This is a genomic window from Rhizobium sp. USDA 4016, from assembly GCF_056279705.1.
Map to the genome: position 1 here is coordinate 1,615,538 of NZ_JBWCCY010000004.1, position 26,041 is coordinate 1,641,578.

The window sequence follows — 26,041 nt, forward strand, 5'->3', positions numbered from 1 at the left end:
CGCTCGCTGCCCGATTACGACACCGCTCCGTCGCGCGATTCCTGGGGTCAGGATCCATAACTGAGCGAGACTCGCATGACCGCTTCGAGCCGCCCAGAGCGGACTTTTCTCAGCCGGTCGATGCGGCGATGAAAACCGCCAACTGAGCGTCGAAAGCACGCTTGTATGCGGGCCGCGCTTCACCGCGGGCGACATAGGCGGAGAGGCTCGGATATTCGTCCAGTATGCCCGATCCTTTCAGCCTGAGCAGCACCGACACCATCAGAAGGTCGCCGGCGCTGAACTCGCCGTCTAGCCAGTCGGCATCGCCAAGGCGATCGGAAAGTTCGCTCAGCCGCTTACGGATGCGTTCCTCGACGACAGACAGGCGCTGCTCGTACCAAGTCTCGTCGCCCTCCAGGAGCCTAGCGACTTCGCGATCGACGATCGTCGGCTCCATCGTGTTGAGCGCGGCAAACATCCATGTGATCGCGCGCGCCCGGGCATTCGCATCGTCCGGCAGCAGGCCCGCATGGCGCTCCGCGATATGGAACACAATTGCCCCCGACTCAAACAGGGTGAGATCGCCTTCTTCATAGGTCGGAATCTGCCCGAAAGGATGAAGCGCGAGATGCGCGGGTTCCTTCATTGCTTTAAACGAAAGAAGACGAACTTCGTAAGGCTCGCCAACCTCTTCGAACGCCCAGCGAGCGCGCATGTCACGCGCCAGACCTTTGCCGCCATCGGGCGACCGTTCAAAGGCGGTAATAGTGATAGTCATCGCTGTTCTCCATAGGACGTCTGTCTTGAAGACGAGTGGCTAAACGAGATTCAGACACCCATGTCTGCGATCGCCCCTTCATCCATGAATTTCTTTCGCCAGTTTGTATTGTCGCAAATCGTGGAATGGGACTTCTGATGACGCGGTCCCGGTTGCAAAACAACGGCAGGCTTTTTTGAGGATTTTCCGGCCCGGATGTGCGAAAATCGCGAAACGGCACGCAAACAGGGCGGCGGCAAGATGTCGTTTTCTCGATCCAGGATTTGCAAGGGCTGCTGGCAGCAGATGCGCCTCCCGGTGCCTCTGCGCGGACCGGCTTCCATTCCCTTCCGCGCCTTCGGCATCCGCCCGAGCCGGATGAATCCGAACACCTGCACGATTTGCGAACTCATGTTCACACGCGTGATGAAAGCCCGCAAGATCACTGTTGATGTATCCGTGCTTTTTGCGGATCTGAGAGGCTATACGACGCTTTCGCAGTCGCTTTCGGCAGATACTGTCTCGTCGCTGCTGGATGATTTCTACGATGAATGTGCCACAGCCATTTGGCAATACGACGGCCTTCTCAACAAGACGGTCGGGGACGCCATCATGGCAATATTCAACTTTCCGATCCACCACCAGGACCACGCCGAACGTGCTGTGCTCGCTGCACGGGAGATTCAGCGCCGCTGCCAGTTGCGTCGTGAACGTCACATGGCTGAGGGTGCCGGGCTGGACGGAAGTGAACTCGGCATTGGCATCGGCATCGACACCGGCGAGGCCAGCTTCGGAGAGTTCGGCCGATCGCATCGCGACCTGACTGCGATTGGAACGGTTGTGAATACTGCCGCTCGCGCGCAGTCAGTCGCTGACGCAGGGCGGATTCTCGTCACCAAGGCCGCTTGTGAGCGGGCGCAGAGCCAAACGGCCGACAGCAAAGGTCGGGCATACCGCCTGAAGGGCTTTGAGAAGCCGATTGAGCTTTACTCGATCTGAGCACCGTTGAATGCCGGGTCGCTTGAATACCGCGCATTTAGGGCCGGGCCGCGCTTTCGTTTACCCAGGCGGCTTTCCGTTTCCAACGCAGCTTTTGGCTGCAGATAGCAGAATCTCCCTTGGCGAGATCCCGCGAGACGCAGCCCCATTCTCAGGGGGCTCGCTCAGTCCCTCGATCGGCGGCAGCGGTTCACATTCCTCGCAGATACAGCGAAACGGCCTGATTGCGATTGCCGTCATGCTGCGTGCAGTGCCCAGCTTGCGAAGGGGTCGGGGAGATTCCGCCATTTCTCGGGCGTGAAGCGTTCCGATTTTATCTGACAGGCGTCGAGCTCGCTTCGGATCCAGTCCTCGTTCATCGGATCGGCGCCGATGAAGACGATCTCCTGCCGGCGGTCGCCCCAGACGGGATCGAGATAAGGGGCGATCGCCTTTCGGAAGCCCGGTTCGCGCGGCCATTGCTCTTTCGGCACGGCCGACCACCAGAGACCCATTTTGCTTGTCCTGACGATCGCACCCGCCTGGCTGATCTCTCCGACATAGTGCGGCCGCGTCGCCAGCCAGAAGAAACCTTTTGCGCGGATGACGCCCGGCCAGGTCCGGTCGAGGAAGGCCTGCAATTTCACCGGGTCGAAGGGCTGCCTTTCGCGATAGACGAAGGAGGTGATGCCGTATTCCTCTGTCTCCGGCACATGGTCCTTGAAGCCGTGCAATTCCTTGTACCAGAGCGGGTGGGTCTCGGCCTTGTCGATGTCGAAGCGGCCGGTTCCCAGCACATCCTTCAACGCAACGCGGCCGAAATCCGTTTCTATGAGCTTCGCATCCGGATTGAGCCCGGCGATGATCTTGCGCGCCGCGTCGCGCTGTTCGGGCGTTGCCGTTTCGACCTTGTTAAGCACGACGACATCGGCAAATTCGATCTGCTCGACGAGGAGATCGACGATCGTGCGGTTGTCGCCATCGCCGGCCGTCTCGCCTCGATCGGCGAGGAAATCGTAGGACGCGTAGTCGGCCAGCAGATTGGCGGCGTCGACCACCGTCACCAGGGTGTCGAGCCGGGCGACGTCAGAAAGGCTAGCGGCGTCCTCGTCGCGGAATTCGAAGGTGGTCGCGACGGGAAGGGGCTCGGCAATTCCGGTCGATTCGATCAGCAGGTAATCGAACCGGCCCTGGTCGGCGATCTGCCTGACCTCCTTTAGGAGATCGTCGCGCAGGGTGCAGCAAATGCAGCCGTTGGTCATTTCGACCAACTGCTCTTCCGTGCGCGAAAGGTTCGCTCCGCCGCCCCTCACAAGCGCCGCATCGATATTCACCTCGCTCATGTCGTTGACAATTTCCGCAACGCGCAGGCCTTCGCGGTTGCCGAGCACATGGTTGAGCAGCGTCGTCTTTCCTGTCCCGAGGAAGCCGGACAACACGGTGACGGGAAGTCTCTTATCCATGGTCTACCGTACAAATGTTATATCATTACAGAACGATGCCTGAAAAAGGCGAGCACAAGCGCGCTCGCCTCTCCGGCTCAGCTTTCGCGCGAAAGGCAATCCTTCATGCTGTTGGCGATGCCGCGCATCAGTGTGAAATAGAGATCGGGACCGGCCTCCAGCGTTGCCGCCTCCGGGTCGAGTACGCCGGCTTTCGCATCGGTGCCTTCGATGACGACATTGACTAGGCGCGGCTCGAACTGCGGTTCGGCGAAGACGCAGGTGGCGCCGAGGTCGGCAACCTTCTTGTGGATCTCCGAAACGCGTTCGGCGCCGGGCATGTTTTCCGGGCTCACCGTGATGGAGCCAGCGACGCGGACGGCATAGCGGTGCTCGAAATACTGGTAGGCGTCATGGAAGACAATGAAAGGCTTGTCCTTTACCGGGGTGACGATGCCGGTGATTTCCTTGTCCAGTGCATCGATCTTTTCGTCGAGCGCCTTGGCATTGGCCTGGTAGGTCAGCGCGTTGGCGGGATCGGCGGCCACAAGCGTCGTGGTGATTTCCGCAGCCATGGCCTTGGCATTCATCGGGTCGAGCCAGAGATGCGTGTCGAACTCGCCGTGATCGTGATCGCCTTCTGCATGCGCGTCATGATCGTGCCCGGCCTCTTCGTGTTCATGCCCGGCTTCCGCCTCGTCGCCGTCATCGTGCGGTTCGAAGGCACCGCCTTCGCGAAATTTCAGCTTCACAAGGCCCGGCGCATCCTCCAGCTCGGCAATGCTGGCGCCGGAGCCTAGCGATTCCAGCGGCTTTTCGAGGAATGCTTCGAGGCCGGGACCTACCCAGAAGATCACCTTGGCGCTTTGCAGTGCGCTCGCATCCGACGGCTTGAGGTTGTAGGTATGCGGGGAGGCGGCGCCATCGACGATCAGTTCCGGCGTGCCGACGCCCTGCATGATCGCCGAAACCAGCGAATGGATCGGCTTGATCGAAGTAACGACTGCCGGCGCATCCGCCGCCTTGGGGGCCCCGGCCAGCAGGATCGCCGGGATCGCGAGGGAAAGACCCATAGCCAGTTTCATGTTCACGCTCCGCTTGAATAGCAATTGTAATGTTATTACATCAATTGCGTAATGCTATAACGTGTGCGATAGCATGACGCAACAGCACTGTCGGAAAAATGATGTTATCTCCCGCAAACCCTGCCTCGAAGCCGCTGGTTTCCCTCCACAATGTGGGTGTCCGGCGGGATGGCCGCTGGCTCGTCCGGGGCGTGGAGTTTTCGATTTCACGCGGCGAGATCGTGACCCTGATCGGTCCGAACGGCTCCGGAAAATCGACAAGCGCCAAGGCGGCGATCGGCGTTTTGAAGCCCGATGAGGGCAGGGTGGAGCGGGCAAGCGGCCTCAAGGTCGGCTACGTGCCGCAGAAGCTTGCGATCGACTGGACGCTGCCGCTCACCGTCCGGCGCCTCATGACGCTGACCGGCCCGCTTCCCGAACACGAGATGATGGCCGCGCTCGAGGCCGCCGGCATGGCTCATATGCTGAATGCCGAGGTGCAGCACCTTTCCGGCGGCGAGTTCCAGCGGGCGCTGATGGCGCGTGCCATTGCCCGCAAGCCCGATCTGCTCGTGCTGGATGAACCGGTGCAGGGTGTCGATTTCTCCGGCGAGATCGCGCTTTACGATCTCATCAAGCAGATCCGTAATTCCACCGGCTGCGGCATCCTCTTGATCTCGCATGATCTCCATGTCGTCATGGCCGAGACCGATACCGTGATCTGCCTCAACGGCCATGTCTGCTGCCGTGGCACGCCGGAGACAGTCAGCCAGAGCCCGGAATATGTGCGCCTCTTCGGCAGCCGCGCGGCAAAGACGCTCGCCGTTTACAGCCACCACCACGACCACACGCATCTGCCGGACGGCCGCGTGCTGCATTCGGATGGTTCGGTGACGGATCATTGCCATCCGGACGACGGCCATCACCACGATCACGACCACTCGGATCATGACCACCACCATCATGCGGGAGATCGCCATGCTTGACGATTTCTTCGTCCGCGCGATCCTTGCCGGTGTCGGTCTGGCGCTCACCACCGGGCCGCTTGGCTGCTTCATCATCTGGCGGCGCATGGCCTATTTCGGCGATACGATCGCTCATTCCGCGCTGCTCGGCGTCGCGCTGTCGCTGCTCTTTGAATTCAACCTGACGCTTGCCGTCTTCGCCGTTGCGGCGACGGTTTCGATCCTGCTGCTCTTCCTGCAAAAGCGGCAGGCGCTGTCAGCCGATGCGCTGCTCGGCATCTTGTCGCACGCGACGCTGGCGATCGGGCTCGTCATGGTCGCCTTCATGAGCTGGGTACGCATCGACCTCATCGCCTTCCTCTTCGGCGATATCCTCGCCGTCTCGAAAACCGACATCGCGTTGATCTGGGGTGGCGGCCTCTTTGTCGTCGCCGCGATCGCGTGGCTCTGGCGTCCGCTGTTGGCATCGACCGTCAACCCCGAGCTTGCCGAGGCCGAGGGGCTGCAGCCTGAGCGGGCGCGGCTCCTTTTCATGCTCCTGATGGCGGTCGTCATCGCCATCGCCATGAAGATCGTCGGCATTATGCTGATCACGTCGCTGCTGATCATCCCGGCGGCCGCGGCCCGCCGCTTCTCGTCGACACCGGAGGTCATGGCCGTTCTCGCATCGCTGATCGGTGCTGCCGCCGTCGTCGGCGGCCTATTCGGCTCGCTCACCTACGACACGCCGTCAGGCCCTTCGATCGTGGTTGCCGCACTCATTCTCTTCGTCCTCAGCCTGCTGCCGCGGCTGGGGCGCAAGGAACCGCAAGGACAAGGCTCATGAACGCACCGCAACTGACCAAGAACCAGGCGCTGGTCTTCGACGTGCTGGAAAAGGCCGACGGCCCGCTCAGCGCCTATACGATCCTCGACAAGCTGCGCGACCACGGGTTCCGCGCGCCACTGCAGGTCTACCGTGCGTTGGAGAAGCTGCTCGAATATGGCGTCGTGCATCGCCTGGAGAGTATCAATTCCTTCGTCGTCTGCGCCCATCCGAACGAGAATTGCCACAGCCACGGCACCGTTGCCTTCGCGATTTGCGAAAGTTGCGGCCATGTCATGGAGTTCCACGATCACGAGGTCGATCACCGGCTGATGGACTGGACGCGCGGCAAGAAGTTCAAGGCGGAGAAGACGACGATCGAAATCCGCGGCCTTTGCGAGACCTGCGCCGCCTAGCGCAATTCCGGGGAGTTAGTCGATCCGCTTCAAGTCGCGGGCGAAACGCTGCCAGTTGGCGACATATATTTCCGCCGAGCGCCTAAGCCCGTCGATCGCCTTTTCATCGAGCGTCCGTATGGCGCGGGCAGGTGAACCGACGATCAGTGAAGCGTCCGGAAATTCCTTGCCTTCCGTCACCAGGGCATTGGCGCCGACAAGGCAGTTGTTGCCGATCTTTGCGCCGTTCAAGACGGTTGCGCCCATACCGATCAGCGAATTGTCGCCGATCGTGCAGCCGTGGACGATCGCGTGATGACCGATGGTGCAGCCTTCGCCGATCGTCACCGGAAAGCCCGGATCGGTGTGCAGCATCGCGCCTTCCTGGATATTGGTGTTGTTGCCGACGGTGACCGGCTCATTGTCGCCGCGAAGCACGGCGCCGAACCAGATGCCGACGCCTTCGCCAAGCTCCGTCTGCCCGATTACATGCGCGTCCGGCGCAATCCAGTAGAGCCCGCTCGGCGGCAGTTTCGGCGACAATCCCCCAAGCGCGTAAACGGGCATGGCAATCTCCTCAGGCGACGGTTACGGAAAGCGTCGCGATACCGTCGATGCCGCATTCGACGCGATCGCCTTTCTTGACGGCGCCGACACCGGCCGGCGTGCCGGTCATGATGACATCACCCGGCGCCAGGACGAAGAGCTTGGAGAGCTCAGCGATGATTTCCGGCATCTTCCAGATCATCTGCTTCAGATCGCCGTCTTGAACGCGCTTGCCGTTGTGGTCGAGCCAGATGCGGCCCGCGTCCGGATGGCCGAGGCGGCTTGCGGGCACGATTGCCGAAACGGGCGCCGAATATTCGAACGCTTTCGCAACTTCCCATGGACGGCCGAGCTTCTTTGCCTCGGCCTGCAGATCGCGGCGGGTGAAATCGATACCGACGGCGTAGCCATAGATGCAGTCAAGCGCGTTGCCGAGGGGAATGTTCCCGCCGCCGGATTTCAGCGCAATCACGCATTCTGCCTCGTAATGCACGTCATTCGAAAGAGACGGATAGGGAAACGGCTTGCCGGGAGGCAGCAGGTTGTCGGCGTTCTTCTGGAAGAAGAAGGGCGGCTCGCGGCTCGGGTCGTGCCCCATCTCGATCGCGTGGTCCGCATAGTTGCGCCCAACGCAATAGACGCGGCGCACCGGAAAGACGTCGCTGCTGGCTTCGATGGGAAGCAGAACCGGCTGCGGAAGTGGGATGACGGTGTCGGGGCTTGTTGCGGACATTGAGATGCTCTTGCTGTTTTCGAGTCCGGCGATCTTAAACGGAAAATCGCAAGCGGGGAAAGCGCAACGGGACGATTATCCTTCCGTGCCCGAGACATCGCTGCGAACGATCGCATAATAGGCCGCAAGTTCGGGGATCACCTGCGGCAGCGTCTGGAATACGGGATCGTCCGGCGAAAGCTTGCCGGCATATTTCATTTCCACGAAGGCCTGGTGCGCCGCCAGCGCCGCGGCATCCGCGTGATGCAGCACCGTGAAAACCGGGGTGGGGAGCGTCTTGCCTTTGACGAGGACACGGTCGAGCTCGGCGACCGTATAGGTGCCCGCCACAAGCTTCGCAGTCTGCTCGCCGAGAAGCAGAGCGACGCCATAATTCTTCGATGCTCCCTCCAGGCGCGAGGCGAGATTGACCGCGTCCCCGAGACAGGAATAGTCGAAACGCCTGTTCGAGCCCATGTTGCCCACAACGCACTCGCCGGTATTGATGCCGACGCCCATTTTCAGCGCATGCAGCGGCGTTCCGTTTATCCTGGCCTCTTTCTCGAGCTGCCTGTTCAGGCTCGCGATCGCTTCCTGCATCGCGAGCGAGGCGGCAACAGCATGTAGCGCATGATCCGCATCGTCGAGCGGCGCGTTCCAGAACGCCATGATGCAGTCGCCCATATATTTGTCGATCGTCCCGGCGTGATCCATCACGACATCGGAAAGCGGTGTCAGCAGGCGGTTGATGAGGCCGGTGAGCTGCTCCGGATCGTCCTTCAGCGTTTCGGCAATTGTCGTGAAGCCCCGCACGTCCGAAAACAGGACCGAGAGCGTCCGCCGCTCGCCGCCGAGCTTCAGCTGTGATGGATCCTCGGAAAGCCGTTTGACGAGATCGGGCGATATATATTGTGAGAAGGCGAGGGTGACCTGCTTCTTCTTGCGCCGCTCTTCGGCAAAATCGAATGCCGCCTGTCCGAAGGCGACGGACACATAAGCCACGACCGGCCCCAGCGGCGAGACGAACAGATTGCCGAAGCGGATGCCGGCATAGCTCAGCGCCGCCGCCACGCCGATGAAGACAACCGTGGCGGCGAATGTCCGCCAGCCCGTGGATTTCCAGACGGTCGCAGCAGCGAGAATGGCGGCAATCAGGATGGCGAAGGCAACCACTGGAAGGCGCGCCAGCTCGATCGAATAGCGGTGCACGATATTGTCGTAGATCGTCGCCTGGATTTCGACGCCGGCGACCAGTCTGCCCGTATGGACCGTGTAAGGCGTCGCAAAAGCATCGGCGCCGCCTTTTTCGATTTCCGGCGCATTCTGCAGGCTGAGTCCGACGAACACCACGCGGTCCTTGAAGAAATCCTTCGGCAGAAAGTTCTCTGGGTCCAGCGCCTGATAATAGGAAACCGTCGGATAACTGCGTGATGGTCCGAAGGACTGAATCAGCGCGTTGGCGGGCAGGCGGCCCGGTGCCTTCCCGGCTGCCTGCGCAAGGGTTATGGCAAAGCCGTCCTGATAGGATGGGATGTTGCGGAAGACGCCGTCGCCGCCGAGATCGATCGAGGCGATGCCGGTTCTGGCGCCGGCTTCTGTCAGTTGCGGCATCGGCGTGGCGCGGATCAATTGGTCGGCCTGCGGCGTCTGGATTAGCGTCTCGTCGCCGGCAAGCACAATGTCCGGCCCGACCGCCGCCGTTATTGCCGCATCGTCCTCTCGCGAAGACTGTTCGGCCATGATGATATCGAGGCCGATCGCCTTGGCGCCCGCTGCGCGCAGCTGCCGGATCAGCCGGGCATGCAGGCTGCGCGGCCAGGGCCATTGCTCATTCATCTCCGCCATCGACGGCTCGTCAATCGCCACGATCACCGGCGCATCGGCAGGCGGCAGCGGGTCGTCGACGGTCGAAAGATAGTCGAAGCTCCGCAGTTCCAGTAGCGACCAGGCGGGCAGACGCGAGAGCAGCGAAATGGCAATCAGCGTCAAGAGCACCAGTACCGCCAGCCGCACCGGCCGGCTGCTGAACGGCCAGCCTGGCTGGCGCATTTTATGCCTGGTATCCGCGACCGCGATCATCAGAAGCGGATTTCAAGCGTGCCTTTGAACACGCGGCCCCAGCCGTTGAACCCTGAGGCGACCTCGAAATCCTCATCAAGCAGATTGTAAGCTGCGGCTTCCAGTGCGAACCGTTTATCAAGTGGCTCCCAGACAAGATTTGCATCGAGCGTCCAGTAATCGTCAAGGATCTCATCGGATTGATCGCCGTGCCGTTCACCGACATAGTTGGCCGCAAGCGTAGCTTTCACATTGGCTTCGTTCACCCACGTGAGGGCAATTTGTCCGGAGTGCTTTGGAAGGAATGGCAATTCTTGGCCATAACCGCCGCTTGACGGGTCGTTATCTTCGGAATCGCTGAGAGCGTATGTCGCAGCCAAGCCAAACCCATATCCCAATGCAATGTTTGCTGTAAACGAAGCACGATTTGCGCGCGCTTTGCGGGTGTCAAAGCTCTCCAGCGCAATGATGTTGTCGATTGAGAGATCGCGAAGTTCCTGATGCTGGAAGTCAACAGCCGTAAACAACCAGTCATTCCATTCAGCATCCCACCGAACAGTGAACGTATCCGCATACCCTGAAAGATCGATGCCGAATGTGTTAGGCTGCAGGCCAACGATGCCGACCGGGGCAAGGGTTGGTGTGGTGCCGTTCGTGCCTTGTCGCAAATAACCGGCTCGCAGCCAATGGCCTTCCGCCGGCGACCACGCGACTCCTATACGGGGCTCGAGACGTTGAATGTCTACCTCGTCGCCTTGGTAAAAGGTACCGAAGAGCCCGTACTCCGCCTTCAAATCGGGCGTTATCTCATGAAGGAGATCGATGTACACCTTGCCATAGCGTGTACCGGTATGTTCCTCGACCTCACCGAGAGGAACGCCAACCAATGAAACGCCCGTGGTCGTTTCTGTGTCGATCCATCCTCCTTCGACACCATAGCGCCAGGTCAGGTCATCCATTCCGTAGGTGTGATTTATCGCGCCAACGTAATTTTCCTGCTTAGTGTGTATCAGGCTTGAGAACAGACCGGGAATTAGTGGCGGAACGAGAATGTTTTGATCCATCGAAGAATCAATCGATGAATAGAAGAAAGCTGAATTTAATACGTTTCGATATCCGAACGTGTGGCTCAAGCCGACTCCGGCAATGGTAAATTTGTTATCAAGCCCATAGTAGAGGCCTGGCACCAGCGGCAGAAATGCTCTGGATGGAATGTCGAGATCGTATTTTGAATCTGAATGATTGACGAAAGCGACGAAACGATCGTCCGGAGTCATCGAGGCCGTCACGTAGCCATTGCCGGCGACCAGCTTGGTATCGGTGTTTAAATCAAGTGTGCCGTTATTGTATTCGCGGGTCGTGTCCGAGGTCTTTTCCCATTGAAAATTTGCGAAAAAGCTGATGGGCCGAGGTTCGTTGGAAAAGCCCTGAACTTCAGCCTCACCCAACGATCCCGCATTTTCTTGCGTCAGCGTTGTTCCGGCGCCAATCGAGCCTTCCAGGAAGGGCATGCGCGCGAGATTTGCCGACCGCGAACGACCTGAAAGCATATGGGGATCGAACAATAATCCTTGAATGAAGGATGAATAGGATGACGCGTTTGCGGCGTTGGTGACCACGTTCCCGCCATAAAGAAATGAATTGGCGAGCGGGTTCACGCTTCCACGAAAAGTCTGGTCGAAATAGCTACTGCCCGAAAACGGATCGAAGACCGCATCCCCGTAATATTGGCCCCAGGCGTCCAAACCTTGGAGGCGGAAAGCTGCATTGAGCGTCGAGCCGCCGTTTTGATTGGCTCCAAGCGAGGCGTAATATCCGCCCCGCGCGCGCGATCGCTCGAGGTATTCACGGGCGCTCTTCATCGCGCCCTCCGAGTCATAGTCGTCAATTGCGACGGCTGCGCGGAATGCCGCGACAGAAGGATCGTTCTCGTCCAGCCGATCGGCATTGTCGAGCGCCTGGCTGGAGGCTTCGCGGTTGCCATTCTCGTAGTGGCCGGCGGCGAGCATCAGCTGGGCCTGCGAATAGCCCGGGTTGGCTGTTGAGGAGGCGAGCAGGTCATCGACCGCCTTCTCCCTCTCGCCCATCTGCAGATAGTAGCGGCCGCGTGCCAAAATGGCGATGTTGAAGGCCGGGTCGGCTGCGAGCGCCAAATCGATCTCGCGCTTGGCTTCGTTCATGCGCGACTGGTCGAGATAGAGGATCGCGAGATTTGCATGGCCAACCGGATCGTCTGGATCGAGCTCGATGGACTTCTTGAGTGCGGCCTCCGCTTCACGCGTCGCACCGCGGGCATCTTGGATCAGGCCGAGGTCGTTCCAGGCCGTGGACGAGCCCGGCGCGACCTTGATCGCATTGTTCAGGTCCTCCAGCGCGCCGTCGAGATTGCCTTCATAGTCGGCGCGCATGCGGGCGCGGGCCTGCAACGCATTGGGGTCGGTGGGGTCGATCGAGAGCGATCGATCGATCGCCTCCTTCATCTGGATGCGGTCGTTGATCAGCATCGCGAGCTGCGCGCGTAAGGCGGGCAGGGTGGAATCGTTCGGATATCGCGCTTCCGCCTGCTTCATCGTCGCTATCGCGGCTGGGATATCCTCAAGGAACCCTGCCGTGTAGGCCTTCATCACGGCAGCATAGGGTCCCGTGACGTTTGCCGGCGGCTTTTCGGCATGACGCGGATCACGCAGTGAACGCGAATAATAGCTGCCATAGGCCGCGATGCTCCGGCGCTGCGGATCGAGCACCCGTTCGGCCCGCGAGAACAATTTTGCTGCCTCGTCGTATCGCTTCTCGGCGCCGGCAATCAGGGCGTCGATCAGGTCGGTACGGGCGCGCTGGGCGGCAGAAAGCTTGAGCGAGCGCGCATTCGCCAGCGATTCCAGCGCCTTCTGCCGGCCGTCGAGCGACAGTTGCACCTCGGCTAGCGTCAGCCAGTCCTCCGCACTTCTTGCCTCAGGTGCCTTGGCTTCGATGCGGCCGCGTTCGTTGCGCATCTTCTGCACCGGAAGCGGCGAGGCGGGCATGAAGGTGAAGCCGCCGCGCAGCGTCAGGTAGAACAGCATCTGCTCGCGGTCGTCCGGCGTAACGATGACGAGCTTGCGCGGCGCCTGGCCGATGGTGGCGACGGCTGCTTCGCCCTGCGCGACCTCGACGCTGCCGTGCTCGTTCTTCAGCTCCACGCGGCCTTCCAGCACGATCAGCGAGGTCTGGTCGCCCTTGACCGTCAGCGTCCAGTCGGTGCCGCGGATGGCGGCTGCCGCGGCCGGTGTCTGAACGGTCAGGCCGGAGCCGCCGCGCTGGGCGCGGGCCCACATCGTACCGGATTGGAGGTTGAGGATCGTATCGCCCGCCGGCGCCATCTGTTTGACCTGCAGCGACGAATTCCGGCCGAGGCGTACCTGCGTGCGGTCCGCGAATAGGACCGCGAGCTGGCCGGTGGCATTGGTACGCAGCACGTCACCGCCCAGCAGCTCCTGGTGCAGGTCGACGTTCTGCCAGTTCGACAGGTCGACGAAGCGGACTTCCTCGCCGACCTTGCGGTCGATGACGGAGCCTGCGGCCGGTGCCGCGCGCTGTACGGGTTCAGCGGCTGCCGGCCGCGCAAGACAGCACGCCGCCACGCTCAACGCCGTAACGGCGGACATGGAACTGATGAATCTACCCCTCATGTCTAAAGCGTTTGTCTATATGAAGTTGAAAAGTCAAGATGCGCTGCATCCGCGCTATTGCTTTGGCTGTGAAGTGTAATATCACGGAAACACTTTTGGGCTGGAGTTGAGAACGTGACGGATTTTGAAAGTGCGGCAGAGCTTATGAGGAGTGGGCCTTCGACGGAGGATATCGGTGCAGAGTATTTTGATCACATAAAGAAAATCAACGATATCTTTTACGACCAGATCAAGATTTCTGACCAGAAAGCCGCGTATATCTTTACTTTTATGCTCGCCTTTTTGGTAAGTTCAAGCGATGTACGCAGCGTATTTACCTTGGAGCGCTATGTGAACGGTTATCAGCAAAGCATGCTTTTCTCGGGATTGCTTGCCGCGGCCTCGGTCTTTTCAATCATATCGGCCATCCTCGTAGTTCTGCCGCGCCACGTGAACAAGTCGACCTCCCTGTTCTGGGGCTCCTGGGGCAAGCACCGCCATCGCTTCTGGGATGCGGCGCAGCGCCGGGACGAGGTCTATCTTTTCAACGAGTACCTGAACAATGCCGATATTCTCTCGGCCATCGCGCGTGGAAAGTACCGCTGCGTGACCTTTGCCTTCCGCGGGCTGATGGTGACCGTCATCGCCTACGTGCTCCTGCTCATTGCGGCTTGAGCGATGCAGCTGCGGCGCAAGCTGGCCTTGGACCTATTTCTTCGCTATGAGCCCTCGTCCCGCGCGAGCTAAGCGCACCATGCTCCGGTTCGGAGCAGCGGGGCGACAGCGAAAAGGCGGTAAGATCTCTGTGGCGGACGGCAAGTGGCACCCAATGGCCCCGTGTTCGCCGTTGCGCCGATGATCGACTAGACTGGGAGCGACATGGCGGCGGAAGCCCACGGCTCCATAAGATCAAATTAGGCAGCTCTGGCAATTCGCCGGAGCATCATAAAAACCCGTTGCCTGAGGGATTCTTGAACCGGTCTTCACAGTGGACATCATACGTCTCAATATTTCACGCAGCCTGATCGTGAGGCGCTTTACGCGACTTATCCATACGCGACGCACCTGGCGGATGGGCAGTGGGCGCTGATCGCGCCGATGCTTCCAAAAGCCGAGCCCGGGGGGCGGCGGCGTTTACTTCCTGCGTGCCGGTTTCTGCCGCACGACCTGCCACCGTGTTATCAAGCGCGCTTTAGCGGCGCTCGACGCCCATTGCCACCAAGATGTCATCAACAACGGCTGTCGACATCAGAAATTCCGACAGCTGCTTGGCAGGTTCTGCGTCCGTTGAATCGGCGCTAATTCCAATGGCGAAGTCAACGTAACTTTGGAGTTCTGCCGGAAACCGACCGACAAGTATGACCTCGGGAGCGGCTGCAAGAATCGAAGTCACGGGAACGACCGCCAACTCGGCTTCCCCACGGCCTACGGCCGACGCTGTCTGGCCTCCTGGTACGGCCACCAGCTTGGGCTTTACCTCATCCGCTATTCCCAAGCGTTCCAGCAAACCGGAGAAGTAGCCGCCGCTGGTTCCTTCACTGGCGTAGGCGATTGATCTGGCGCTCTTCAACGCATGTTCGAATGCTCCCACGGACCCAATGTTGAGCGGTCGACTGCCTGCCTTGGCCGCCACCCCCCATTGCTATCCGGCCGAACGCTACCTGGCTTCCCGCCTTGACTTTTCCCAAGGCGGTCAGATCCTGAACCAGGTTCGGATTGATGATGACGAGGTCAAAAGGTTCCCCAGCTTCAATCTGCTTCTTTACCGTCGGATTGAGTTCCCACTTGACCGCAACTGTCAATCCTGTGGCCGTTTCGAACTGGGATATGAGAGCGAGGACGGCGGGTCGGACCGCAATAGCGCCAAAAAGCCGGATTTCCTGATTCATGGCCTAACCTGAAATCGGTCGAAACGATCTTCCTTACAATGCGTATCCAGCCCGCGTTCCACGGCTGCCCGCCAATCTATGTTCAGCGTCCATCGTGTCGGCCTCCGAAACAAACCGACACCCAATGAATCCATACCAGAGTCATGCTGGGAATGCACTTCTCATGCACGCTCAAAGAGAGGGGAAAGGCGCGCCCAAGCCGCAATTGGCGGTGCATTCGATCTAACCTTGACCGGCGGCCACCCAGCATTCAGTACCGAACGCAGTTGCAGATGATCTCTCGAACTTCATGATCTCTCGTCATTGGCCTCGACCGCAATGGCGACCGCATCGCGTGCCGAGTTCCGTCCGTGCCGCGCCAGCAGCGAGGGCACTAGCAGATCGCAGTTCCGGCGAGCCTCGATCTTTCGGCCGGCAAGATCGCGCGCAATGAGCCAGCCTTCATCGCGGTCATGCGAGCGGATAGGACCGCGAGGGCGGCGTCGCTAGCGTGAGCAGGTTGCCGTCAGGATCACGCACCTGCGCCAGCGTCGAGTAGTCGCCCTCAATGTCGTCCCCGAGCACGATCCCCACGCCCTGCAGCCTGCGGCGCTCGGCCGCGACATCGTCGACGACAAGGAACATCACGCCCCTGCCGGCGATCTCGTCGTCGGTTGAAAGCGCTAACCCGCCCTGATTAAAGAGCTCCCACTGCACCAGCGTGTCCATTGGCCGATAATCCGGTCCACGACCGAGCAGCTTCGTATACCAGCCTTCGGCCGCCGCAAGGTCTGCGGTGAGCAATGCGGTGTAGATCTTCTGCAGGTTCATTTGTTCTTCTCCGGGCCAAACTCGGCGTGAAACGCTGGCCGACCAGCAAGGTTGCCGTGACATCTGGAGCGAAGCGGGCGGCCGCCCCGTTTCAGTCAATGAGAAAGCGTGACGTATAGTGTCAAAGAACGGCCGAAAAAGCGAGCTGCTTTGAATGCAGACGCGGGCAACTATTCGTTAGTTCGGTAGCGGCCCTGTATCAGCGCAGGCTCGGGTTGATAGTGATGGCTACCGGCGGCATTAGAGTGCTACAAAACCTCCTGCAAGTGCTACGCCGTAGCATTTGGCATGTCAAAACGGGCGCAAAAGGCAGAAAACGAGATCGAACGAGACATGACGGAACTCACCAGAAGGCCTGCAACACAAGGAAAATCCCAATATTCCAATGGCCTTGTGCTCGCGGTTGCACCCATGATCGACTGGACCGACTTGGCGTGAAATAAGGGCGATTGCGGGGCGTGTCGTACCTCTCGTCGTACCGAGCGGGAGCACAGAAGAAACCCGCCGACTGGTGAGGTCGACGGGCGCGCTGTGGTGGCGTGGTAATAGAGAGGCCCGCCGTCGAATGCGAACAGCAGCAGGCTGGCGCGCATACGCGCCTTAAAGGTGTAGCGGCCGGTAGCGTCGTGAAGCCACTAACCGGCCGCCGGGCTCGGAGGTTGAAGCGCCGAGCCGCCCCCGCGCGGGGTTCTGAAACTTCTTCAAACTGTATGCCGACCGCTGCGGATCTCGCGCTCGAACACTCTCAGTGGTGCGCAATTCGCGCCAACGATCTGGACAAGATACTCATCCAAACAATCAACTATCTGGATCCGCCCAACGATCACTGCGGGCTCGTCCGTGCATAATAACATAACCGGCTGGCCGATCATGAACGCCATCTCATAATCAGGATTTGCGAAGCGTCTTCTTGGAAGGAGTCCGCGTGGCAACTGGGTTCTATCGGAATGTTTTATCTGTGCATGTGCAGTCATCGGGGGGGGTCCTCGTTCGTTTGCATTTGTTAGTATTTGATAGCAAATGATTTCATAGCGGTCAACTAGAAAATGCGATAAATGTTTGCATGTTGCGAACAGAGGGAACTAGCATGGCGAAGACAGCAGCCATCGGCATCCGCGTCGAGCCGGAACTAAAAGACGCGATAGAGACAGCAGCGAAAGCCGAACGGCGTTCTGTAGCTTCCTATATCGAGAAGCTCATTGCCGATGACCTCGAGAAAAAAGGTCTTCTGCCAAGGGGAAGCGGCACCGGAATTATCGGCGGATAGGGCGGCCCATTGCGGAAAGTCATTGATGACCTAGTGTACTTTTTGGAGCGCCAACCCGACGGGAAGTATCAGATCGAGGGCGAGCACCTGCTGGCTGACATGGGCAACAACGTTCCCTGCGTCGGAGACCGCATCACTCTGACTGTCCATGATGTTGGCATCTCAAGCATGGAGGTCGTCGGCCGGCACTTTGTGCGGCATCTCGACGAAGTTTCAGATTCCGAGTGGATTGCGTGGTTCGTCATAGTCCAATCGGTCGACCTGCAGGAAGACGACCTATTCGAGGTCATCAACGAAAACTACGGGCAACGCGACGGCGGGGTGCCGACACGTTAACAACATCCTAGGGACAACTCAGAACAGAAAAAGAACAAAATTCCTTGTGGATGAACCGACGATGGACGCACGCTTTGTGGCGAACTCAGTCATAATACGTCCGTCGCCAAGGAAACGACCGCGCTGACAACGCTTTGAAGTCGCTCCTCGGCTCTGTCGCTACGCCCGCAAAGGGGAGGCTGGCTGCAACCAGTCTCCCCGGATCCGGTAAAGCTACCGTGCTACAAGTAGGCCTACGCCGCAACCAACCGCGTTGCGTTTTTTGCAACTTTTCCACTGCCGAAGCAAAGCCCGAAAGCGAGCTTGACTGCCACCCCACGTTGATTCATGATTCCGCATATCAACTGGGGGCGACTCATGCATCGTAAAATTCTAGCCGCGGCAGCGCTTGCCGCGACCGTATCCTCGTGCGCTACGACTGAAAGCATGTCGAGGACGAGCACCTATAGGTTCCCGGTTCACCACGTGAAGATGGCCGACGACACTTACAGGATTTACGATCACAAGACCGATAACTCGCTGATGGTGGCGCCAAGCCTAGGTAAGACCATGGCGATCGGTGCGGCCCAAGGCGCAACGCTTGGATTGGCTGACGCAATGACGCCTGAGTAGAAGCTTGAGGCCGCGGCGCAGCAGTACTTGGCGAATACTGGCCGCGGAGCCTGCAAGATTACGCGCGGCTATCTCCTGCAAAAGCCTCTCTACGAGTTCTGGTTTGAATGCCCGACGGTGGCGCCGAAGGCTTAGCTATAAAAACCTCTGAATTCCTCTACGACTCATGCGATGGTTGCTAAACCAACAGCGCAAGATCAGGTCACTGCATGGGTGTAGAGTTCGAAAACAGGCCACCAATCCCCGCAGAAATAAGACGGCGAGTACTTGTCGAAGCTGGGCACAGGTGTGCTATCCCGACCTGCAGACACATCGAGGTCGATATCCACCACATTATCCCCTGGTCGCAGTGCCAAGCGCACGAGTACGACAATCTCATTGCTGTCTGCCCCAACTGCCACAGGAGAGCTGATCGGGGTGAGATCGATCGAAAGAGTCTTAGGCTGTATAAGCTTAATCTTCGCTTCGCTCATGATAAATTCTCCCAGCTTGAAACAGACATGCTGTTTGAGCTTTTCCAAGCGCCGGATGGCACCGGCGCGCCATGGTCGTCTTTCATGCTGATCTTCTTCAAAAGGATGCTGGAGGCAGGATACATGACGATTATCCACGGCAGGATGCCTGGCCAGCCGGGAGTGCGGATCTATTCCTCGGTAGGCGGAGTGGATACGTCTCCCACTTTCCTGGTGATCACCCCGAAAGGCAGGGCATTTGTTCAGGAACTTGGCCTGCATGAACTATAAACCGATCGATGGTCCGTGTTCACGCCAGCGTCACAGTTCCTGACCTGACGACACCATCACTGCCGCGCAGACGGAACGTGACGCCAGTGTTGGCGGTCGTCTCTATGATGAGGTCGCCATTGCTGGCAGGCGCGATAATCGTACCGATTCCGGGGTTTAAGACGATGTTATTAAACCATCCTCGGAGCCAGCGATACGTCGCGGAACCCAAACTCTTGCTGTCAGTGGACGCGGGGCGTACTTCTGCATCTGGCACCAACTCGGCCGCCTCAACGACGAGTGAAGCATCGTTGTTGCCGGTGCCGCCAACCGGCCGAACCGTAGCGTCAGGATTGGTGTTGCCAGACGAGAAGAAGTGTAGCTTCGGATCGTTTGCAATTGTCCGATGCCCGATCAGCACCAACTGATCTTCGCCAATAAACTGCGCGTTACCGTTGGAAATGTTTAGACCGTCGCCGACAACGTATGATCCGCTCACCGCCGTCGAGCCGAAGTCGATGCCATTGAGGAGGCTGGTGACATCCACCTTTAACAGGGTGCTAGAGGCACCGAGTGGCATACCGCCGTTCTCGTCACCGAAGTGAATGCCCACTCGCCAGATGGCGCCGCCTGCCAGATTGCTGATGGCCACGGCATAGTCGTGCTCGGTGCCCTGCACAGGCCCGCCGCCCGCAATCTGGATGCCAGATCGATACCACACAGAAGACCCGGCCTGACAGGTCGTGTTGAATTCGGCCGCCGTGAGGTTTTTCCAAGCGGTCGCCCCAGATTTCAGTTCCGCGAAGCTGTTGAAACCGAATAGAGCGCCTTGGCTTGTTGTATCAGACGACGGGTCTGTGCCGTTGTCAGGTGTATAGGCGAATGCACCCGCCTGTACAGCAACGTAATGCGCGCCCTCGCCAGGGGCATTGCCGCTGGGTGCTTCTACGTGAATCTGACCGGAAAGATTCTGCCGGATGCCAGTGATACCAGCCTTCTGCCTAGTGTAGACCGCAAGACCCTGAACCCGACCGGGGAAGGCCTTCACATCATCTTGTATGTCTAGGACGTAGTAGTCGCAGCTCATTCCGGCATCGAGCGCCATGCCTTTAGCGTCGATCCGCTCGGTGATGGTTTTGGTGATGCCATTCTTCGGGTCACGCCGGCCGTGCTCGACAACGGTCCCCGGCAGGATGTTAATCCAATTAAATGAGGTCAGTAGCAGATTGCCGTATATTTCCCATGTTACAGCTTTGTCATTAGCGTCTGGTTCGATCCCGACGGTGAAATCATAGTCGCCAGGAGGAACAACGATTGTGTCGCCTTCGCTGGCGGCGTCATAGGCATCCTGAAACGCGACGGAGTTTGCCGCCGCGTTGGCGCCGTCGTCGTAGGCGCCATATTTCAGGACGCTGGTAGTCCCGCCAAAGATCTGGCTCTCCAGCCACGTTCCCCAGCGGCGGATATCAGACTTCTGTGGCTTGTGTTTACCCGTCGGCGGTACGCCATCAGTCACATAGTCGCGCCAAATCTGCTTGACTTTTTCAATGAGAGGCATGTCGTTTCTCCATAAGAAAAAGCCCCGGCGCGGGCCAGGGCTAAGAACGCTGAATGTTTGGGTGGTGGCTTACTGAGCGAAGCCTGCGCCGTCGCCGAAGGTGGTCTCATTCTGCACTTGGAAGGTGCCGAACATTTTCAGCGCCTCCTCCGAGATGGCCACCATCGTCGCACTAAACTTGGTTAGTGAGATGTGGGCGCGGTCGTCGCCGCGACCGGGGGTTACTACGAACAGGCCTCCGTCCGAGTGTCGTTTCCGGATGTGCGCGCGGCTGATGAGGAAGTCACCAACGTGAGCGTTGAATTTCGCCACCACGTCCGACTTCTCCCCCGCCTGGTGAAAGCGGCGCATATTGAAGATCGATACTTGGATCATGCTTTTCTCTCGTAAAAAAGCCCGCTCCGAGGCGGGCCGTTTTGGATATGTGGTGGAGGCTAGCGCCACTCGGCGCCGCCCTTCTGCTGCTGATGGCGCGCTACTGCGCCAGGCGCTTGCTGATTTGCTGCCGAGAGTATCTTGGGAGCCGCTGAAGCCACTTGCTCTTGGCTAACCTTCTTCACGTAGCCTTGGAGCCTCCCGTCGTCGTCGACGGTAACGCCGACTTGAACATTGACGCCTTGCTGGCCGCCCATCTTCGCGCCTCGTGGCAGAACGACCTCGCCGCGCTGCAGGATGGCTGGAACTTCTCCAGGCTGAAGGCCAGCAACGCCGCCCTTGTGATACCGCTTGGCGCCGGCGAACGTAGAAGGCGACACAGATCGTCCGTGTCCATAACCATCAGACCCAGCAACGCCGCCCTTGTGCAGGATGCCAGGAATAATGAAGCCGCCCAGTAGTCCTCCGGACTTGCCTGCGCCGCCGCTGAAAATGCCCGAGAAAAAACTATCTAGGCTAGCGTCCAGCATTTTGCTCACTAATTTGTCCAGAACGCCGGAGAGCGCCTCAGTCGCAGACTTGCCTTGCCGCAGGTCACTGATGAAGCCGCCAAGCAAATCCTTGCCGACGTTTTGCAATTCCTCCATGGCCTTCTTATTCTGAGCCAGAGCATCCTTTTCGGCTTGAATTTCGGCGACTAGCGAGCTGATGTGCGCTCGCTGCTCATCGGTCGCGGTCGAGCCGGCTTTACGCAGAGCGTTTGATACGGCGCGCTGTTGGTCTGTCTGTCCGAGCGTCTCCTGCTCGAATTCAAGCTGCTCGATTAACTTCGCAACCGACTCCGCCTCGCGCTCGGAGGCTGACTTGCCGCCATGCCCACTGCCACGTCCGCTTCCGGCGCTCGATGATCCCGGCAGCCCTTCTAGTTCAATTAGCGGCCGGCTCTCTGGCGTCGGAGTTTCGCCTACTGGCTGAAACTGCTCTCCGGTCAGGAATTTCCCATTTTCGGAGAAGAGCGGCGATAGCGTCCCGAGTTTCGGCCCATTCTTGCCGACCGTGAGGGCGTCGATTGCCTGCTGTTTGAACACAGCCGCCTGCCGCGCAGCGCCGGCGATAGTGCCGGCCAAGTTACCGAAGGCCGTAGCGAAGCCATCAAGTGCGGGTATCCCCGTTTGGCTGATGGCAGCGGCCAGCGCGTCCTGTACCGCCTGCATCGCTGCGGTATTTTCCGTGCCATCCTTGACGGATGCGGAAACCTCATTAAACGCATGCTGAAGAGCGAGGATCGTTTCGTCCTCGGCGCCCGCCAGCCGGAGATCCGACACGAGTGCCGCAACATCAACGTTCAGGTCGTTGACCTGCTTGCGAGCGACATCCCACTGTTGATCGGCCAAGCTGTCTGTGGCCTTGATCAGGTCCGCGCTATTCTTGGCGCGGTCGAGTTCAGCGACATAGGCCTGAAGCGCGGGCACGGCGCCGCCCCATTCGGCGGCTACAGCGCGGATGAGCTCGGCCTGCTCCTTTAGCGTTGCTTCGGACTTCTCGCCCTCTGAGAGCATGCTCGCAAAATATTGAACCGCCGCGCCGCCCAGGCCGATAATGGCGAATGTTGCCAACGACACCGGATTGACTACAGAGGCGAAAGCTCCCCCGAGTGTTTGTACCGCGCCGACTACGCCGCCCGAGCCTTGGAGGACCTGCGCAACTTGGCTGCCCTGCTGGGCCATCACGGTAAACGGTGACGCTCCGCCGGCGAGACTGGTTGCGATGTCGTTTAGCTGGAAGCTCAGATTCTGCACTGCGGCGCGTTGGGCGCCGGCGGATTGAGTAATGCGCCCAGTTGATCGTTCGAACGCCTTGGCAATGTTGTCATTGGCCTTGCTAAAGCGACCCTCGACACCGGCCATTGATTTGTCGACGGTGGTCTGAAACTTAGCCAGGCGTTTTTCGGCGTCGTTAAGCCGAAGTTCCATTCTGGCATAAAGGGTTGCCTCACCTGCCATCGTTCCACTCCTTTATCGCCTTGGTCATTGCGCGACGACGACGGGCCGTGAATCGCTTCTTTAGGCTTCGGTAAGCCGGCCAGAAAAACGGCGAAGCCTGCATTTCCCTGGTGCCAAATTCCTGCCCGACTGCGTAGTCATAAGGCCCATTGTCGGTCTGTTTGGTTGTCGTTTTGCCGCCAGCACGCACAATCTGGCCGCCCGTTTCGCTGGGCTCGCGACGAATTGAGGGTTTTAGGAAAACGCCATCAGCTGGATCAACTGGCGCGAGCGACTGCGCTAGATCGACCCATTCTTCGGCATCTTTCTCAATTGCCTGACGGACGGCTTTGCGGACCATCTGCGGGATCTTCGCAAGACGCTTTTTGAATGCCGCGTTGTCGTAATTAGGCATCAACGGCAACTGTGTCAGGCTGGCCTGGCGCCGCTTCGGGCTGGCCGTTTAGGAAGGCGTCTAGGATCGAAATCATGAGAGGGAAACTCTCTACCGCTGGCCTTTCCTCGACATATGTCCGAACTAGCTTCAATGCTTTGGCAGGCTCGAGGCCGGCGCCGATAAGGCCAAGGCGGATGATTTCCCGAATATCGGAGATCGTGGCAATGTGAATGCGCGCCGCCTGCAAGAATGTAGCGAGCAAACTGCGGTTCTGGTCCTTCTCCCACTCGGCGGCCAGATCCCAGGAGAGCCCGAACTTATAGGTGCCATCGGCGAAGTCGGATTCGACGATGGCGAACGGCTTCGCTGCGTGGGGCAGTGATGTTGTTGTCATTTGATGTTCCTTTGAAGTTAAACTGCGAACAGCGACAAATCGCTCAAATCCGCGTCTTCATATGAAGAGCGACCAGATGCACCTTGGATGGCTCGGCCGGCCGAGATGATTGCAGCCACGGCGGGGTCAATCTTGTCGATGGAACGCTCTTTGACTGGCCTGCGGTTGCCGCTGGCGTCGGTATAGAGAACGACGTTCCCGACCGCCCATCGGAGCAGCGGATTGCCTCCGTGGACGAAGTTTCTGTCAAACATGGTCGCTTCGAAGTCGATAACCGGCCGCGCGAAGGTCGAGATGTTTTGCGGGAATTCGGCGACCGGCAGTCCATCGTCCTCAAGGGACTTCATGATGTCCTGCGCATGCCACCTGTCGAAGGCGATTTCTTCGACTTGGAAGCGCTCTCCGAGCCCTCGGATGTAATCTTCCACAACAGCCAGATCGATCGTATCGCCAGGCGTGGCGGTGAGGTAACCCTGATCGCGCCACAGTGCATAAGGCACGCCGTCGGTCCGCCGTCGGATGGCGCCTTCGGGGCAGAACGTCTGCACATGGAGCGCGATACGACCGTCGCCCATCGGAATGGACATGGCGACGGCACAAAGATCGATACGCTTGGCTAGATCGACGCCAACCCATGCGGGACGCCCTTCCAAGGCTGATAGGTCAAGCTCGCCTGCGTTTTCGTCCCAGACATCGAGCGACCATTCAGGATTAGCGGCGCCGTCGAGCCAGACGTTCAAATGAAGCTGGCGAAACATCTCTCGATCGGCTGGTCGGTGCTCTGCCTCGCGGACCATCTGCCGCATTCCGTCAATGTCAGGGTAGGGCGGATTGCAGCTAAGGCCGGGGTTTACGCGGTACCATACCGCCTCATCGCGCCAGTCCTCGTCTTTGTCGGCTTCGAACAAGATGGGCAAGAACGCATCATCGACGATCGCGCCGGAAGCCACCGCAGACGCATATTTGTACATTTCGTAGGCGATATTCTCGTGCCCTATGCCTGCCGTGGTCGTGACCACGAGAAGCGAGCCTGGTGTCTTCACAAGACCGGTCTTGATCGCATCCCAGAGATCTCGCTTCTTCCATGCGTGGAGCTCATCGACGAGAGCAAAGACAGGAGTTCGGCCGTGGGCGGTAGCCGCATCTGCAGACATGGCACGATAGAACGCTCCGCTCTTGCGATGCGTAATACGGTTTTTTGTGTCTTGCACTTGAAAGGCCGCTTCGAGCGAAGAATGGGCGCCAATAACGCCTTTCATCTCCTCGAGCGCTATTCGTGCCTGGTCTCGGTCCACGGCCGAACTAACGACCTGGCTGCCGGGAATGCGTTCCGGACCAAGGTGAAGCATCGCAAGAGCGGCGCCCAAGGTGGTCTTGCGGTTCCCGCGAGGAATGAGCGCGAACACAGTTTTAATGCTGCGCGTGCCGTCGGGCTTGGTGTCCCCGTAGACTTTGCGAATTATCCGATCTTGCCAGTGATCCAACTGAAACTGACGGCCGGGGAGGGTACTCTTTGGATGCTTCAAAGCCTTGAGGAAGTCGACCGCTCGCTGGCCTTTTCCATGTGGATCAGGGATTCTGCTGTCGTCGAAAATCCAAGCTAGGTGGTCAGATACACCCGAGGGCGTCGTCATCGTCACTCGCGGCGCCTCCCTTGTTTTTTGCGCGGCTGGCCGGCGTCAGGCCGAGCTCGTTTGCAAGCTGGCGAAGCGTGGCGTGATACTCTTTGAGGAGCATGGTTTCTGGTCGTCTCTTCAGTTCACCGGTTGGTGACCTGAAGGTCAGCCCATGGTCGGCAATTGCGGCCTCGCAGTCGCCAATGTGGGCAACCACTCGGCAGTAGGCGTCGACGATTGGAAGCTCATGCTCTGCGATTTTGGATTCCGCGACGAGAACGGAAAGCACCTTGCGCCACTCCGATGCAGCGCGCTTGGGCATTCCCTTGGGAGCTGGCGGCACCGTGCGGAGCGCGCCATCCAGCGCGGTAATAACGGCTTTGCGTCCCCGAGCCATTTACTCGAAGGCGTATGAACGCCTCTCCCTGACGACGTCCCATACGGACAGGTGAACCTCAAAAAGATTGGATCCTGTCGCTTCGCGATTTTCGAACCAGTGCCCCAGCAGCATCAGGACAGCCTCACTGAGATCGGCCGGCGCGCCATCGGGGAATTCAGTGGTGATTTCGTAGCCCAAAAGGCTTTCAAGATGCGCCTGCGCAGCATCGATTTTGCTTGTAATTATTGCATCTTCGTCGTCGTACTCGATGCGCAGGTGGTCCTTGGCCGCAGCCAGGTCGACAATTGCCATAGGATGAAATTCCCAATTAGGGGTTATACCGAAGAAAGTAA

The 26,041-nt window shown here is 59.2% G+C and carries 25 protein-coding genes and 2 pseudogenes; 10 read left to right on the forward strand and 17 right to left on the reverse strand.

Going from position 1 to position 26,041, the window contains the following annotated elements; all coding sequences use genetic code 11:
* Positions 1–109: 109 nt before the first annotated feature.
* Positions 110–760: a glutathione S-transferase family protein gene (locus ACZ9DP_RS23080; RefSeq protein WP_476203690.1), complete on the reverse strand. Its 651-nt coding sequence runs from the start codon at positions 758–760 to the stop codon at positions 110–112.
* A gap of 240 nt (positions 761–1,000) precedes the next feature.
* Between ACZ9DP_RS23080 and ACZ9DP_RS23085 the strand changes: the two genes are divergently transcribed.
* A complete protein-coding gene (locus tag ACZ9DP_RS23085) occupies positions 1,001–1,738 on the forward strand; it encodes an adenylate/guanylate cyclase domain-containing protein (protein WP_476205460.1) in 738 nt (245 codons plus the stop codon).
* Positions 1,739–1,974: 236 nt separating this feature from the next.
* Here the strand turns inward: ACZ9DP_RS23085 and ACZ9DP_RS23090 are convergent, their stop codons facing one another.
* Positions 1,975–3,180 (reverse strand): GTP-binding protein, encoded by a 1,206-nt coding sequence (locus ACZ9DP_RS23090; protein WP_476203691.1) that lies wholly within the window; start codon positions 3,178–3,180, stop codon positions 1,975–1,977.
* 77 nt (positions 3,181–3,257) lie between these two features.
* Positions 3,258–4,244, reverse strand: a complete 987-nt coding sequence (locus ACZ9DP_RS23095) for a zinc ABC transporter substrate-binding protein (protein WP_476203692.1) — start codon at positions 4,242–4,244, stop codon at positions 3,258–3,260.
* A 101-nt stretch (positions 4,245–4,345) separates the two neighbouring features.
* Between ACZ9DP_RS23095 and ACZ9DP_RS23100 the strand changes: the two genes are divergently transcribed.
* Genes ACZ9DP_RS23100 through ACZ9DP_RS23110 form a run of 3 tightly spaced genes read left to right on the forward strand, consistent with a single transcriptional unit; the run spans position 4,346 to position 6,409 of the window.
* Positions 4,346–5,209 carry an ATP-binding cassette domain-containing protein gene (locus ACZ9DP_RS23100; protein WP_194730143.1) on the forward strand — a complete coding sequence of 288 codons (864 nt, stop codon included), beginning with the start codon at positions 4,346–4,348 and terminating at the stop codon, positions 5,207–5,209.
* Positions 5,202–6,014 carry a zinc ABC transporter permease subunit ZnuB gene (gene znuB / locus ACZ9DP_RS23105; protein WP_074068579.1) on the forward strand — a complete coding sequence of 271 codons (813 nt, stop codon included), beginning with the start codon at positions 5,202–5,204 and terminating at the stop codon, positions 6,012–6,014. Before ACZ9DP_RS23100 ends, znuB begins: the two co-directional genes overlap by 8 nt.
* On the forward strand, positions 6,011–6,409 hold the full coding sequence (locus ACZ9DP_RS23110) for a Fur family transcriptional regulator (RefSeq protein WP_074068577.1): 399 nt from the start codon (positions 6,011–6,013) through the stop codon (positions 6,407–6,409). Before znuB ends, ACZ9DP_RS23110 begins: the two co-directional genes overlap by 4 nt.
* Before the next feature lie 15 nt (positions 6,410–6,424).
* Here ACZ9DP_RS23110 and ACZ9DP_RS23115 read toward each other — a convergent pair whose 3' ends face one another.
* From ACZ9DP_RS23115 to ACZ9DP_RS23130, 4 genes are all read right to left on the reverse strand, one after another.
* Complete coding sequence (locus tag ACZ9DP_RS23115) at positions 6,425–6,955, reverse strand: gamma carbonic anhydrase family protein (RefSeq protein ID WP_074068575.1); 531 nt, start codon at positions 6,953–6,955, stop codon at positions 6,425–6,427.
* Positions 6,956–6,965: 10 nt separating this feature from the next.
* Positions 6,966–7,667 carry a fumarylacetoacetate hydrolase family protein gene (locus ACZ9DP_RS23120; protein WP_283072238.1) on the reverse strand — a complete coding sequence of 234 codons (702 nt, stop codon included), beginning with the start codon at positions 7,665–7,667 and terminating at the stop codon, positions 6,966–6,968.
* Positions 7,668–7,742: 75 nt separating this feature from the next.
* Positions 7,743–9,695: a CHASE2 domain-containing protein gene (locus tag ACZ9DP_RS23125; protein WP_476203693.1), complete on the reverse strand. Its 1,953-nt coding sequence runs from the start codon at positions 9,693–9,695 to the stop codon at positions 7,743–7,745.
* 29 nt (positions 9,696–9,724) lie between these two features.
* Positions 9,725–13,372 carry a FecR domain-containing protein gene (locus ACZ9DP_RS23130; RefSeq protein ID WP_476203695.1) on the reverse strand — a complete coding sequence of 1,216 codons (3,648 nt, stop codon included), beginning with the start codon at positions 13,370–13,372 and terminating at the stop codon, positions 9,725–9,727.
* 114 nt (positions 13,373–13,486) lie between these two features.
* Here ACZ9DP_RS23130 and ACZ9DP_RS23135 point away from each other — a divergent pair, with 114 nt between their 5' ends.
* Positions 13,487–14,026: a Pycsar system effector family protein gene (locus ACZ9DP_RS23135; protein ID WP_074068568.1), complete on the forward strand. Its 540-nt coding sequence runs from the start codon at positions 13,487–13,489 to the stop codon at positions 14,024–14,026.
* Positions 14,027–14,543: 517 nt separating this feature from the next.
* Here ACZ9DP_RS23135 and ACZ9DP_RS23140 read toward each other — a convergent pair.
* A pseudogene (locus ACZ9DP_RS23140) lies at positions 14,544–15,240 on the reverse strand (molybdate ABC transporter substrate-binding protein).
* Positions 15,241–15,690: 450 nt separating this feature from the next.
* On the reverse strand, positions 15,691–16,050 hold the full coding sequence (locus ACZ9DP_RS23145; protein ID WP_476203696.1) for a VOC family protein: 360 nt from the start codon (positions 16,048–16,050) through the stop codon (positions 15,691–15,693).
* Between the two features lie 1,087 nt (positions 16,051–17,137).
* On the opposite strand from ACZ9DP_RS23145, the gene ACZ9DP_RS23150 reads away from it, so the two are divergent.
* The 5 genes and pseudogenes from ACZ9DP_RS23150 to ACZ9DP_RS23170 all read left to right on the forward strand — a co-directional run bounded on the left by ACZ9DP_RS23150 (position 17,138) and on the right by ACZ9DP_RS23170 (position 19,008).
* Entirely contained in the window at positions 17,138–17,317 is a 180-nt protein-coding gene (locus tag ACZ9DP_RS23150; protein ID WP_476203697.1) for a type II toxin-antitoxin system antitoxin, read from the forward strand.
* 9 nt (positions 17,318–17,326) lie between these two features.
* The gene (locus ACZ9DP_RS23155) at positions 17,327–17,653 is read left to right on the forward strand and encodes a hypothetical protein (RefSeq protein ID WP_476203698.1); all 327 of its coding nucleotides are present in this window, start codon (positions 17,327–17,329) and stop codon (positions 17,651–17,653) included.
* A gap of 426 nt (positions 17,654–18,079) precedes the next feature.
* Positions 18,080–18,265, forward strand: a complete 186-nt coding sequence (locus tag ACZ9DP_RS23160; protein WP_476203699.1) for a hypothetical protein — start codon at positions 18,080–18,082, stop codon at positions 18,263–18,265.
* Between the two features lie 209 nt (positions 18,266–18,474).
* A pseudogene (locus tag ACZ9DP_RS23165) lies at positions 18,475–18,615 on the forward strand (HNH endonuclease); the annotation flags it as partial.
* A 150-nt stretch (positions 18,616–18,765) separates the two neighbouring features.
* On the forward strand, positions 18,766–19,008 hold the full coding sequence (locus tag ACZ9DP_RS23170) for a hypothetical protein (protein WP_476205543.1): 243 nt from the start codon (positions 18,766–18,768) through the stop codon (positions 19,006–19,008).
* A 19-nt stretch (positions 19,009–19,027) separates the two neighbouring features.
* Here the strand turns inward: ACZ9DP_RS23170 and ACZ9DP_RS23175 are convergent, their stop codons facing one another.
* The 8 genes from ACZ9DP_RS23175 to ACZ9DP_RS23210 form a co-directional block, all read right to left on the reverse strand.
* Positions 19,028–20,545: a hypothetical protein gene (locus tag ACZ9DP_RS23175; RefSeq protein ID WP_476203700.1), complete on the reverse strand. Its 1,518-nt coding sequence runs from the start codon at positions 20,543–20,545 to the stop codon at positions 19,028–19,030.
* 69 nt (positions 20,546–20,614) lie between these two features.
* Positions 20,615–20,920 (reverse strand): hypothetical protein, encoded by a 306-nt coding sequence (locus ACZ9DP_RS23180; protein WP_476203701.1) that lies wholly within the window; start codon positions 20,918–20,920, stop codon positions 20,615–20,617.
* Between the two features lie 59 nt (positions 20,921–20,979).
* Positions 20,980–22,923, reverse strand: a complete 1,944-nt coding sequence (locus ACZ9DP_RS23185) for a phage tail length tape measure family protein (RefSeq protein ID WP_476203702.1) — start codon at positions 22,921–22,923, stop codon at positions 20,980–20,982.
* Positions 22,913–23,317: an HK97-gp10 family putative phage morphogenesis protein gene (locus tag ACZ9DP_RS23190; RefSeq protein ID WP_476203704.1), complete on the reverse strand. Its 405-nt coding sequence runs from the start codon at positions 23,315–23,317 to the stop codon at positions 22,913–22,915. The genes ACZ9DP_RS23185 and ACZ9DP_RS23190 overlap by 11 nt, the downstream gene beginning before the upstream one ends.
* On the reverse strand, positions 23,310–23,693 hold the full coding sequence (locus ACZ9DP_RS23195) for a gene transfer agent family protein (RefSeq protein ID WP_476203705.1): 384 nt from the start codon (positions 23,691–23,693) through the stop codon (positions 23,310–23,312). Before ACZ9DP_RS23195 ends, ACZ9DP_RS23190 begins: the two co-directional genes overlap by 8 nt.
* 17 nt (positions 23,694–23,710) lie before the next feature.
* A complete protein-coding gene (locus ACZ9DP_RS23200; protein ID WP_476205461.1) occupies positions 23,711–25,327 on the reverse strand; it encodes a terminase large subunit in 1,617 nt (538 codons plus the stop codon).
* The gene (locus ACZ9DP_RS23205) at positions 25,302–25,706 is read right to left on the reverse strand and encodes a phage terminase small subunit P27 family (protein WP_476203706.1); all 405 of its coding nucleotides are present in this window, start codon (positions 25,704–25,706) and stop codon (positions 25,302–25,304) included. Before ACZ9DP_RS23205 ends, ACZ9DP_RS23200 begins: the two co-directional genes overlap by 26 nt.
* On the reverse strand, positions 25,707–26,000 hold the full coding sequence (locus ACZ9DP_RS23210; RefSeq protein WP_476203707.1) for a head-tail connector protein: 294 nt from the start codon (positions 25,998–26,000) through the stop codon (positions 25,707–25,709).
* Positions 26,001–26,041: the final 41 nt, after the last annotated feature.